The following is a 12,512-nucleotide window of genomic DNA, read 5'->3' as shown; positions in this document are numbered from 1 at the left end:
AGTTTTAGACCTTAGATAAGTCTGGCTTGTTCGACTTGTTTGATAACTAATGGTTGAATACTGTCATCACTTTCAAAAAACCGATATTCAGAGGGGATTTTCTTAAAGACTTCTTGCAATTGGTGAGAATAGAGTAGGGGAGTGCCAAAAGAAATAGCAATGCCGTGAGCGATGAGCTCTTGTGCTACTTTTAGGTTTTTTCTGAAGCCGTGCAATATCCATAACTGTTGTGAATGGGTGCGCTTGCGGAGTTGTATTACCTCGGCATAAGCTTTCACACAGTGAATGATAAGTGGGAGCTCTAAACTTTCGGCTAATTCTATGTGTCTTAAAAAGATTTCTTGTTGTAAGGATAGGGGAGAGGTAACGTTCTTATCGAGGCCACATTCACCTATAGCCCAACAATTGAAGTGCTGGGCTAAGGGTATGAGTGCATTCCACTGCGCCTCAAAATCGTTTAAAAACCAAGGGTGAATACCTACTGAGAAAGGTTCGCTGGTATCGGCGGTAAGTGGATACTGATTGCGAATCACCAAAGTATCGGAAGTTGAGTGCTGGGTATGCGAATGAACGTCAAGATACATTGTTTTAAGAGTTAGGAAGCAGTTAGAAATTAAGGATAAGGAGCAGCGAAGAGTTGCGTCCAATACTTACCGCTGCGAGCAACACCTACTTCAGTAACTTGGGCATTCATAATATTAGCGCAGTGTAAAGGACTTTCGAGCCAACTTTTCATCGCTTCTTCTTCATTTTGTTGTCCCATAGCTACATTTTCAGCCCACGTAGCCCATTTATAACCGGCGTTAGTAAGTCTTCTACCAGGATCTTGTCCGTTTTTACTATAGTGAGTTAATTCGTTGCGTTTAAGCATATCGTCACTATGAGCTTTGGCTACTTTTTCTATTGTTTTATTCCACTTTACAGGAGGTACGGGTTTAAAATAATTACTACCACAATTGCAGCCTTTTTGTCGTTGCTGATTGATAAGGGTGAGCATCTTGTTAGAGCTCGAACCTGTGGTCTCACTATCTTGTGATTTACTACATTGTAGCGATAGGAGCGCTAAGAATAAAAAGAATAGTTTTTTCATCATTGATATTTAATATTTTTCTTTGTTCTTTAACTGTTTTAACCAGATTTTGAAAGGTTGTTATACAACACTTTTGGTGCAAAGGTAATAAAAATAGAGCTACTAAGCAAGAAAAAAAATAGAAAAAATTTGCTATGTAATAAAAAAGTTGTACTTTTGTCGCCGGCAAGTCCTACACGACCAGCTCCTGAAAAATCCTCCAGGGTGGGAACACAGCAAAGGTATTCGGTTGTAGCGGTGCGATGTAGGTAGCTTGCCACTTTTTTGTTTATAAGGGTAAGCTATTTGGTTAGTTCATTCCTCTTTGGCGTGCGATTTGTTCATAGGCTTGTTGTACTTGTTTGAACTTTTCTTCGGCGCCTTTTTTTATGGCTTTATCTTCTGTAATCACTCTATCGGGGTGATATTTTTTTGCCATATTTCTGTAAGCTTGTTTTACTTCGGCATCAGTAGCTTGGGGGCTTATACCTAAAATAGCATAAGCATTTTCATTGGGAGTTTGGGTATAGCTATTACTACCATAAGTGTTAGCAAACATTGCTTTGATGCTTATAAAATCACTTTTTTCTATCTGGAAGTAATAGGCTATTTGCTCTATTTGTTGTACTTCGTCTTGGCTTACTACTCCATCGGCTTGAGCGATACCAAAGAGAAAATAGAGGATTTGCAAGCGTGTTTCGTAGGTAGTACGCGCTCGTACGTACATTGCTACTCGGGGAGCTTCTATCTCGCGTCCTTTTATTAGTTCATTAAAACTGCGAAACACGGCATTGGCGCGTTCTTTACCATAAAGGCGTACGAACTGCAAGCGCACGAAATCTAATTCGGCTTGGGTAACACGTCCGTTGGCTTTGATAACTAAGCTACATAGAGAGAGGAGATTCAGCTCGAATGTAGCGGGTGATATGTTTTGCTGAAATGGGTTGCGAAAGGGCTGCTCGGTGGGTAGCTGTTGGGTGAGTTGTCTAAAAAGCCAAAAGAAAAAAAGAAATATAAGAATAGAGAATAAGCTCATACTATATAAATTTTAATAATGCTGATAATACCAAAAATGCCAATAATACTAATAATTAAATATGAAGCTAATTTACACTAATAATATGTGATTTCTCTTTCTACGATATATACTAATTTGCCTTCGGAAAAACATTTCTTCTCTATCCAATTACCTTTTTCATCGTATTGATAAGAAAAAGTATAGTTTATTTTCTTTGCTTTATTATGGGTCTTCTTTTCGAAAATTAAGAGCATTTCAGTAGGAAAAGGCTCTTTTTTATAGGTATACACTGTTTCGAGGCTTTTATTCTTTTCGTTGGATTTGATTATTTGGTGGGTAACGAATCCGTTTTTATTATACTTTGTCTTCTTGGTGTATTTTACTGATTTATCGGGATTGTAGACTTTGGTTTCGAGTTGGTTATCCCTCTTGTCGTACTTATATGAAGAGTAGTTTTTGATACTTTCATCGGTGTTGTAATAAGTAGCATAGGTAGGGTAACTACGTTTGTTTGTATCACTTGAAAGTACTAAATATTCCTTACCTGTTTTAGGGAAGTAGACAGTTTTCTGCATTTTTTTCTCTTTATCGTCATAAGTAAGGGTGTACTCACGCAATAGAGTATCGGTTTCATCGTATACTTTTAAGTTTGTTTCTCGGTTATTATCGTCGTAAGTTACTTCTGTTTTAAGGTTGAACACATTTCGGTCGGCAAACATAATTTGTTGGACAACATATCCTTGCTCATTGGCTAAGAGAAACAGATTTTCATCGTAATAGAATTTCTTTACAGCTGTTTTTTGAATGCGGTGTTTTTTGTTTTCTTTTACTTGATAAGGGATAACGCGCACGGATTTTACGTTTCCTTTTAAAAAGAGTTCTTTGAGCGAAAATATGTTCTGCCCAAAGGTATTAGTAGCTGTTAGTAGGGCAATGAGAGTATAAATATATTTCATAATAATTTGTTTTATGGGGGCAAAGATAGGAGGTAATTAGCAAATGAGCAAATTTGGAAAATTAGAAAATTAGAAAATTTGGAAATGAGAAAATGAAGAAGAGTCTGGTTAGGAGCTCTCGGGGAGACTCGGGAAAGTGAGCCATACAGATAGTTTTTAAGAGAAATAGGGATAAGGATTTTCAAAAAGAAAAATTTACTATTGTATAGGTAGCTTGGACGAACCTTAAACGAATCTTGAACGAATGTTGGACGATAGATGGCACTTTTTTGGGAGGAGGCATTTTGTGAAATGGAGTTTTGGTGGAAAAATGTACTACTTATATAGCTTGTAGGGTAGAAAAATGTACTGAGTAGGGGAGGGGGCGTTTGGGTATGGCTAGGATTTAAGAAAAAGATAAGGTGAAGGGTAGTAGTAAAAGTGTTGAAAAAGAGGACATAGAAGCATTTTGCGAGAGTTGAGGTATACAGCTTAATACATTAATTATGAATAAATTAAAGGAGGTATACGCAGTTTTTTTAGTTTTTTTATTTGCGTAGTTCATTTTTTATTTGCACCTTTGTAAGATTTTTTGATACACTTGCGCCCTAAATGGCTTGGTGTTTGTGAACTAAAAAATGTAAAAACAGAAACAGAAAACTTATGATGAAGAAAGTCCTTTATTTTTCATTTTTTGCACTTCAGCTTTCGGTATTCACGGCTTGTAATGATACCTCTAATGCTGAGAAGGCAACCGCTTCGGCTACTGTTGAGGCACCTAAACCTCCCGTGTATGAATTTGGTTTCAACCTAAATGATTACACGATAGTGAAAGATACGATTAAGCAGGGTGATACCTTTGGTAAACTATTAGAAGAGAACAATATAGGAGCGGTGGATATTCATAATATCACCCAAAAAACCAAAGGAGAGTTTAACCCTAAGAATATACGTACGGGTAAGGTTTACGCTTTTTTGTACGATAAAAAAGACCCCTCGAAACCCCATAGTTTTATCTATCAGCCGAACGTTACAGATTACGTAGTGGTGCGTCTTGGAGACTCGGTTCACGCTTACAAAGCGCAACGCAAAGTAACGATTGTGGAAAAAGCATTGGCAGGAAATATCAACAGCAATCTTACAGTTGATGCGCTTGCGGCGGGTATCAGTGCGAATGCTACTTACCAAATGGGACAGATTTTTGATTACACCATCGACTTTTTTCGCTTGCAAAAGGGTGATAATTTTAAGATTATTTATGAGGAACGTTATGTGGACGACACTATTTTTGCGGGAGTTGAGAAAGTGAAAGCGGCTTATTTTGAGTGGCAAGGGAAACCTTATTACGCTTTTAACTTCACTACCGATTCGGCAAAAGGCACAAATGGCTATTACGACGAAAAGGGGAATATGATGAAGCGAATGTTTTTGAAATCGCCTTTGGATATCTTCCGCATTACGTCTAAATTTGGAATGCGTTTTCACCCTGTGCTTCACCGTATGAAGGGACATTTTGGTACCGACTATGCAGCACCTACGGGTACGCCTATACGGGTGACGGCATCAGGAACGGTGATTGAGGCGGGCTATAGTTCGGGTAATGGTAACTACGTGAAGGTGCGCCACAACAATATGTATACAACACAGTACTTGCATATGTCGAGAATATTGGCACGCAGAGGACAACACGTATCGCAAGGACAGGTGATTGGACTTGTGGGAAGTACCGGCTTGGCAACAGGTCCTCACGTGTGCTATCGCTTCTGGAAGAATGGAAGACAAGTAGACCCACTCAGAGAGAAGTTACCAGAATCGGTGCCTATTGATGCGCGACTTAAAGCTAAATATTTGAAGGAGATTGCACCACTAAAAGAACAGCTTGATGCGCTAAAAGCGACCCCTATTGAAATGGAAGAGGAGGTAACGAATGTACAAAAGCAAACGGTGTCGTAACAATGGTTAATGATTAGTGATTAATGGTTAATTGAGCAGAAGTACAAATGAAAAAGTTTATTTTTTATCTATTGACTCTTGTGGGCTTTACCGCCTCAGCACAAGTGTATGAATTTAAGGTAGTAACCGCTATTGAATCGGTGGTACCTTCGGGAGCAGGACGTTCGCGGCTTATATCAGCTAATGAAACACGCAATTATAAAGAATTTACCACTACGCGCTCGGAAGAAGGAGACGAACGCAACAAAAGCGACCGTGATGAGATTCGCGTAAAGGGCTTTGATGAGACCAAACTCCTCAACTTCTTTAATCTCGGAGGGATTCGTTTTCAGAACATCGCTGCCAACGATGCTCTTATCACTTCTAAGTTGAACACTATGAGTGAAGAAGGCTGGGAACTTGCTTTTGTTACCAGTGGAGTAGAGAGCAATGCAGGAAGCAATGATTCTACTGGTATTTTTATCACCCGTTTTGTGTTTAAAAGACTGAAAAAGTAAGTTTCATTAAGTAATTTGTCAATTAGTAAATTAGCCAATGGTGAGGCATCATTATTTTATATTTTTGCACTCTGAAAAGACAGATGTTAGTTGCTATTACATAGATTATAATTAATCAAATAGAGAATTCAACTGATTATTAAGATAATTAACTTTGCCAAAGTTTCAAACTTTGGCAAAGTGAAAGGTGCAAAATTTACAGACTAATTTGTGATTGACTATAAAAAGAATAACAACATTAAACATATATAAATAAAAATGTTAAAAAATAGTAATCCAACACAAACCAATGCGTGGAAAGCATTGCAAAAACATTTTGCGGAAGTAAAAGACCGCCATATGCTTTCTCTATTTGAGAAAAACCCCGCTCGCGGTGAGAAATTCGCCATCAAATGGCACGACTTCTATGTAGATTATTCTAAAAACCGCATAGACGAAGAAACCCTTAAACTCCTTGTGCAACTCGCCGAGGAATGTGGTTTAAAGGACGCTATTGGCAAATACTTCGGTGGCGACCTTATCAACAACACCGAAAAACGCGCTGTATTGCACACTGCTCTTCGCGCGCCCGAAAACAGCGTAGTAAACGTAGATGGCAAGAACGTAATGCCCGAAGTAGCAGCTGTAAAACACAAGATTAAACAGTTCAGCAAAGAGGTCATTAGTGGTAAGCGCAAAGGTTATACTGGTAAAGCTTTTACCGATGTGGTGAATATTGGTATCGGTGGGTCTGACTTAGGTCCCGCAATGGTAACCGAAGCACTTAAATTCTATAAGAATCACCTCAACGTACATTTCATTAGCAATGTAGATGGCGACCACGTGCTCGAAACTATTAAGCACCTCAACCCCGAAACTACCTTGATAGTGATTGTATCTAAAACTTTCACAACACTCGAAACCCTTTCCAATGCACTTACTGTAAAAGAATGGTTCCTCAAATCAGGCTCAGAAAAAGATATTGCAAAACACTTTGTAGCAGTGTCTACTAACTTGCAAGAGATTGACAAATTCGGCATCGACCCTGATAATGTATTCCCTATGTGGGACTGGGTAGGCGGACGCTTCTCGTTGTGGAGTGCAGTAGGTCTAAGCATCGCTCTATCAGTAGGTTATGACAATTTTGATAAGTTGCTCAAAGGAGCTCACGCTATGGACGAGCACTTCCGCACTGCTCCTTTTGAGAAGAATATTCCGGTAGTCTTGGCATTGCTCAGCGTGTGGTACAACAACTTCTACGGAGCCGAAAGTCAGGCTATCATTCCTTATACTCAGTATTTGCACCGCTTAGCAGCTTACCTACAACAAGGTATAATGGAAAGTAACGGTAAACAAACCGACCGTGCTGGCAACCCTATTCCTTATCAAACAGGGGTAATCATCTGGGGTGAACCAGGAACGAATTCTCAACACGCGTTCTTCCAGCTTATTCACCAAGGTACTAAATTGATACCTACTGATTTTATTGGCTTTAAACACTCATTGCACGGCAATACCGACCACCACAACAAGCTAATGGCTAACTTCTTTGCTCAAACCGAAGCTCTTTTAAAAGGTAAAACCGAAGCCGAAGTGCGCAAAGAAATGGGTGACAAGGTAAACGAAGCCTTAGTGCCCTTCAAAGTGTTTACAGGAAACCGCCCTACAACCTCTTTCCTCATCGATAAACTCACCCCTGAAAGTTTGGGTAGCCTTATCGCTATGTATGAGCATAAGATATTTGTAGAAGGTGTGATTTGGAACATTTACAGTTACGACCAATGGGGCGTAGAGCTCGGCAAACAGTTGGCAAGCAAAATCCTTAAAGACATCGCCGCTACCGAACTTTCTGCTCACGACAGCTCTACAACCAATTTACTAAAACAATTCAAAAAATAGAAATCTAATTACGAATGACGAGTTACGAATGACAAAACTTTCGTAATTCGTCTTTCGTAATTCGTTATTACAAATGATTCACATTAGAACAGCCGAAGAAATAGAACTACTACACCAAGCTGCCCAAGTAGTATCACGTACTTTGGGGATAATGGCAAAAGAAGTAAAACCAGGGGTAACCACCCTATATTTAGATAAAATTGCCGAAGAGTATATCCGCAGTCAAGGGGCTATCCCAGGATTTTTGGGTTTGTATGGCTTCCCTAATACCCTCTGTATGAGTCCTAATGCGCAAGTGGTACACGGCATTCCTAACGACCGCCCATTACAAGAAGGCGACATCATCTCAATAGACTGTGGGGCACTGAAAAACGGTTACTATGGCGACCACGCTTATACTTTTGAAGTAGGCGAAGTAGCCCCCGAAGTAAAAGAACTCTTGCGCGTAACGAAAGAATCGTTGTATATAGGTATCCGTCAGTTTCGTGCGGGTAACCGAGTAGGTGATGTAGGGCACGCTATACAACAACACTGTGAGGCACACGGCTATGGAGTAGTGCGCGAACTCGTAGGACACGGCGTAGGGCGCAAAATGCACGAAGACCCCGAAATGCCCAACTACGGCAAACGCGGTACAGGTAAAAAATTTAAAGACGGAATGGTAGTAGCCATAGAGCCTATGATTAATATGGGCACCAAGAGCATACGCCAACTCAAAGACGGTTGGACAATCCTCACTGCCGACGGCAAGCCTTCTGCCCACTTTGAACACGATGTAGCCCTCATCGATGGCAAACCTAAATTGCTCTCCACCTTCAAGTACATATACGAAGCCTTAGGCATTGAAAGTAATGAGGAGGACGAGTTTTTGCTTAATTAATAAATTTTGTATATTAGACTCCGTATTAGAAAAAGAATCACTAACTCAAAAACAAAACTTATAACTAACGACAAATAAATGTACAGAACGCATACTTGTGGAGAGTTACGACTCTCGCACGAAAAACAACAAGTAACCCTCAGCGGATGGGTACAACGCGTCCGCAACAAGGGATTTATGATTTGGGTAGACCTACGCGACCGCTATGGCATCACCCAACTTATCTTCGATGAAGAACGCACTGATAAAACAGTCTTTGAGCAGGCGAAAACCTTCTCTCGTGAGGACGTGATTCAAATTCAAGGTACTGTGATCAAACGCGAGGCAGCCAACGCAAATATCCCTACTGGAGAAGTGGAAATCCTCGTTACAGCGCTCACCTTGCTCAACCATTCAGAACTTCCTCCTTTTACCATTGAAGACAATACCGATGGCGGTGAAGACCTCCGTATGAAGTACCGCTATCTCGATATACGCCGTACCCCTGTGCGCGATAACCTTATTTTCCGCCACAAAGTGGGGATAATGGTGCGCAACTATCTATCCGAACAAGGCTTTATAGAGGTAGAAACCCCTGTACTTATCAAATCGACACCCGAAGGCGCTCGCGACTTTGTTGTGCCCAGCCGTATGAACCCAGGTGAGTTCTACGCACTTCCACAATCGCCACAAACCTTCAAGCAGCTGCTAATGGTAGGCGGATTAGACAAGTATTTCCAAATCGTAAAGTGCTTCCGTGATGAAGACCTTCGCGCTGACCGTCAGCCAGAGTTTACCCAAATAGACTGCGAAATGTCGTTTGTAGAGCAAGAGGACATCATCCAAACCTTTGAAGGATTGGCAAAACACCTCCTCAAAGAACTCAAAGGCTTAGATTTTGGGGCTTTCCCTCGTATGACGTATGCCGAGGCGATGAAAACTTACGGCAACGACAAACCAGATATCCGTTTCGGTATGAAGTTCGGCGAACTCAACGACCTTGCGCAACACCGCGATTTCAAGGTGTTCAACGAAGCCGAATTAGTAGTAGGTATTGCCGTTCCTGGTGCCAACAGCTACACCCGCAAAGAGATTGATGCTTTGGTAGAATGGGTAAAACGTCCGCAAGTAGGCGCTTCCGGAATGGTATATGTAAAATGCAATGAAGATGGCACCTTCAAATCATCTGTAGATAAATTCTATAACGAGAACGACCTCAAGGCGTGGGCAGAGCGCACTGGTGCCAAAGCAGGCGACCTTATCTGTATCCTTTCAGGCAAGGCAAACAAAGTACGTGGGCAACTCAGCGCCCTCCGTATGGAACTCGCAGAGCGTCTCGGCTTGCGCAAACCCGATGAATATGCTCCTCTATGGGTGGTAGATTTCCCACTTTTGGAGTGGAGCGAAGAGGAAGAACGCTTCTTTGCGATGCACCACCCTTTCACCTCGCCTAAACCTGAGGATATTCCGTTACTTGATACCGACCCAGGTGCTGTACGTGCCAATGCTTATGACCTCGTGCTCAACGGTAATGAAGTAGGCGGAGGTTCTATACGTATCTTCAACCAAGAGTTGCAAGCCAAGATGTTTCAGCTATTAGGCTTTACCCCTGAGCAGGCACAAGCACAATTTGGCTTCTTGATGAACGCCTTCCGATACGGCGCTCCTCCTCACGGAGGTTTGGCTTTTGGCTTCGACCGATTGGTAGCTCTCCTCGGTGGACAAGAAACCATACGCGACTTTATCGCTTTTCCTAAAAACAACAGCGGTCGCGATGTGATGATTGATGCCCCTTCGCCTATTGATGAGGCACAACTGAAAGAACTAAGCATTCAATTAGTAAATTAACGTGAGTTTGACGTAATAAAAATATAGCTTACGCTACAGAAATCTTACAAATCTTTAAAAAATCAAACAAACAAACAGCTTTACTGTTTTAAATGTCTCACACAGATTTCACGGATTTCACAGATTTAGCACAGATGATTCTTTTGTAAAACATCATTGTTCCACGGATTGCTCAGCTTTAGCTGAGGAATTTCACGGAACAGTAATGAAAAAACAAATAAAACAATATTGTACATATCAAACTGACGTTAAAATAGTAAATAAAAGGCTGTCACAAAGTAAAATTTGCGACAGCCTTTGTTGTTTTTTAACTTAAAAATATCTTTACTCCTCTCTTTCCTCTATCGTTAGAATAGATAAAGGATTGTTAAGACCAAATCGCTTGGTCTTATGGATAGTTCTTAGATCATACAATGCGTTTTTGTGCATAGAAGAACCTTGATGAAATCCCTTGCGAAAGTTAGGGTTAGCTTCTAAATTTTTATACAACTTCTTATAAAGAGACTTAGCCGAAGCGTCCATTAGTTTGGTGATGAGAATCATCCGCAAGTAAATACACTCTATAATGTCTTCCGTTTCTCTTCCTCCTGTACCTTCTATAACATAAGGCAGTATATCTTGATCATAAATACATTTTTCAGTATCTATGGTAACATCAGGGCTAGAGACAATGATAAACTGACGGTAGGTAAAACCCTCTATCCCTTCAAGCATTATCGAGGAGATAGCACTTTCATTCTCTCGAGTGATAAGAATTTGCCTATATCCTCCCTTACCATCTCCTACCTCTATATAGAATGAGGCTCGGCACTTGTCCAATATATCTTTAGCATTTGCGTAAAACTCTTGTGCAGAGGTCAATATCCAGTGTTGCATATTTTTGATATCTATTTACTTATTTGGCAAAAATACAACTTATTCTTGAATTTACTAACTATACTTTTGTCCTTCTCTTTATAAAAACACTATCTTTGTCCTTTCTTTAAAAACCACTCACCTATGGGATACTATATGTTTGCTTACGGAGTAAAAACTCCAGAGATAAAAGCTGTTTTTGGCTCTAAAAGCGAAACTGAGGAAGAAGAGACAAAGGCTATAGTTATGAACATATTATGGGACTAAAAGAGAACATCGATTTTTGTCTTGAAAACGAATTAGATATGGTAGCTTTTTGCCATTAGTGAAAAGTGAAAAAGCATTTTTTTCGTAATTCGTATTTTGTAATTCGTAATTATTTTGTATCTTTGTCTTAATTAAAAACAAAAAATGAACAGTATGAAAAGAATTTTATTAGTGGTAGCTGTTGTTTTTGCAACTGTTACCTATGCACAAACTGGAAAAGGAAACTGGATGGTAGGCGCTGATTTGGGTCTTTCATTTCAATCTAAAAATGTAGTAGAGAAAGATGATCAGGTACAATATATGGATCAAACCATAACTACTTTTAAAATCACACCTAACTTTAACTACTTTGTGGTTAATAACTTAGCAGTAGGATTAGGAGTGGGATATGAACACTCGAGAGACAAAAGAGCTAATAGTAGTTGGGATACGGAAACAAATACCCTTATAATTGCACCTAATATGCACTACTACTTCCCTGTGGGAGGAAATTTAGCGCCTTTTGTAGGTGCAAGAGTAGGTTTTACAAGTAGAAAAAATCCCTCAGGGATTGGTGCTGGTGAATGGAGAGGATTGGTAGTAGGAGGTAAAGCAGGTCTTGCTTACTTTGTAAACCGAGGAGCTGCTATTACAGCCTATGCAGAGTATGACCATTTTTCTTTAAAGCATACAGAAAACACTAAACGCAAAACCAAAGAGGGTGTTTTGGGTGTAGGTATAGGTGTTGCCTTGTTCTTCTAAGTAGAAAATCCTTCATAATTATAAGTATGGGGTGTTTTAAAAAGTAGCGATATTTTTTAAGGCACCCTTTTTTAGTTGATGTAATAAAAGTGTAGCTTACGCTACAGAAAGTCTTTCAATTGACAATTGATAATTGATAATTGACAAATGTAATGAGCACGGATGGGTAACTTCGTTGCTGGATTTACACGGATTGTGATACAAACGTAATTGTAAATCAGTGTTGTAGATTTTGAATAGGTGTTAAATAAACTTTAAGCGGAACTACAGTGGGTTTTCAGTGGCTCTACAGTGGCTCTACAATGAAGGATAATTAAATTATAGTTGAATATTGATTGAGTTTATAGTGTTGCTATCTCCTAATGTCACTCGTTTTGCTGGTTAGATTTGTTGGACAGGTGTGGACACACGGGTAGCCGTAGCACGGCGGGTTATTAACTTTGGCAAAGTGTATACCGCAAAGGAGATTAAGAATTAGAATTACATTTTGAACAGATGTTATGGTATAACCATTCTAAAAGTTAAAACAAAACGAAAAATTTCTTTAAAAAAAATTGCACATTCGAAAATAAGTTGTACCTTTGCCTTATTA

12 protein-coding genes and 1 other RNA gene are annotated in these 12,512 nt (G+C 39.9%); 8 read left to right on the top strand and 5 right to left on the bottom strand.

The annotated features are described in order from the left end of the window. Positions 1–11 precede the first annotated feature (11 nt). On the bottom strand, positions 12–584 hold the full coding sequence (locus HMPREF1528_RS01315) for a TatD family hydrolase (RefSeq protein WP_016478313.1): 573 nt from the start codon (positions 582–584) through the stop codon (positions 12–14). Positions 585–613: 29 nt separating this feature from the next. Continuing rightward, positions 614–1,093 carry a CAP domain-containing protein gene (locus HMPREF1528_RS01310; RefSeq protein WP_002674397.1) on the bottom strand — a complete coding sequence of 160 codons (480 nt, stop codon included), beginning with the start codon at positions 1,091–1,093 and terminating at the stop codon, positions 614–616. A 160-nt stretch (positions 1,094–1,253) separates the two neighbouring features. Here HMPREF1528_RS01310 and ffs point away from each other — a divergent pair. Further along, positions 1,254–1,352: signal recognition particle sRNA small type (ffs, locus tag HMPREF1528_RS12035), an RNA gene on the top strand. A 27-nt stretch (positions 1,353–1,379) separates the two neighbouring features. Here the strand turns inward: ffs and HMPREF1528_RS01305 are convergent. Both HMPREF1528_RS01305 and HMPREF1528_RS01300 read right to left on the bottom strand, forming a co-directional pair. After that, entirely contained in the window at positions 1,380–2,105 is a 726-nt protein-coding gene (locus HMPREF1528_RS01305; protein WP_016478312.1) for a molecular chaperone DjiA, read from the bottom strand. A gap of 77 nt (positions 2,106–2,182) precedes the next feature. Further along, positions 2,183–3,043 carry a hypothetical protein gene (locus HMPREF1528_RS01300; protein ID WP_016478311.1) on the bottom strand — a complete coding sequence of 287 codons (861 nt, stop codon included), beginning with the start codon at positions 3,041–3,043 and terminating at the stop codon, positions 2,183–2,185. 642 nt (positions 3,044–3,685) lie between these two features. Between HMPREF1528_RS01300 and HMPREF1528_RS01295 the strand changes: the two genes are divergently transcribed. From HMPREF1528_RS01295 to aspS, 5 genes are all read left to right on the top strand, one after another. Beyond that, on the top strand, positions 3,686–4,975 hold the full coding sequence (locus tag HMPREF1528_RS01295) for a M23 family metallopeptidase (RefSeq protein WP_016478310.1): 1,290 nt from the start codon (positions 3,686–3,688) through the stop codon (positions 4,973–4,975). 47 nt (positions 4,976–5,022) lie between these two features. After that, positions 5,023–5,472 carry a hypothetical protein gene (locus HMPREF1528_RS01290; RefSeq protein WP_016478309.1) on the top strand — a complete coding sequence of 150 codons (450 nt, stop codon included), beginning with the start codon at positions 5,023–5,025 and terminating at the stop codon, positions 5,470–5,472. A gap of 258 nt (positions 5,473–5,730) precedes the next feature. Continuing rightward, a complete protein-coding gene (gene pgi / locus HMPREF1528_RS01285; RefSeq protein ID WP_016478308.1) occupies positions 5,731–7,350 on the top strand; it encodes a glucose-6-phosphate isomerase in 1,620 nt (539 codons plus the stop codon). 73 nt (positions 7,351–7,423) lie between these two features. Next, on the top strand, positions 7,424–8,230 hold the full coding sequence (gene map / locus HMPREF1528_RS01280) for a type I methionyl aminopeptidase (RefSeq protein ID WP_016478307.1): 807 nt from the start codon (positions 7,424–7,426) through the stop codon (positions 8,228–8,230). Positions 8,231–8,308: 78 nt separating this feature from the next. Then, positions 8,309–10,057 carry an aspartate--tRNA ligase gene (gene aspS, locus HMPREF1528_RS01275; protein WP_016478306.1) on the top strand — a complete coding sequence of 583 codons (1,749 nt, stop codon included), beginning with the start codon at positions 8,309–8,311 and terminating at the stop codon, positions 10,055–10,057. A gap of 324 nt (positions 10,058–10,381) precedes the next feature. Here the strand turns inward: aspS and HMPREF1528_RS01270 are convergent, their stop codons facing one another. Beyond that, positions 10,382–10,933 (bottom strand): hypothetical protein, encoded by a 552-nt coding sequence (locus HMPREF1528_RS01270; protein WP_016478305.1) that lies wholly within the window; start codon positions 10,931–10,933, stop codon positions 10,382–10,384. 123 nt (positions 10,934–11,056) lie between these two features. Between HMPREF1528_RS01270 and HMPREF1528_RS13040 the strand changes: the two genes are divergently transcribed. Together HMPREF1528_RS13040 and HMPREF1528_RS01265 are read left to right on the top strand one after the other, a co-directional pair. Next, entirely contained in the window at positions 11,057–11,179 is a 123-nt protein-coding gene (locus HMPREF1528_RS13040) for a hypothetical protein (protein WP_002674378.1), read from the top strand. 144 nt (positions 11,180–11,323) lie between these two features. Then, positions 11,324–11,920, top strand: coding sequence for an outer membrane beta-barrel protein (locus tag HMPREF1528_RS01265; RefSeq protein WP_016478304.1), 597 nt, complete (start codon positions 11,324–11,326; stop codon positions 11,918–11,920). Positions 11,921–12,512 lie beyond the last annotated feature (592 nt).

Source organism: Capnocytophaga sp. oral taxon 336 str. F0502 (genome assembly GCF_000411575.1).
In the GTDB taxonomy this organism is placed as follows: Bacteria; Bacteroidota; Bacteroidia; order Flavobacteriales; family Flavobacteriaceae; genus Capnocytophaga; species Capnocytophaga ochracea.
The sequence above is the reverse complement of the archived record's forward strand: the minus strand, read 5'-3'. Positions and strand labels throughout refer to the sequence as shown.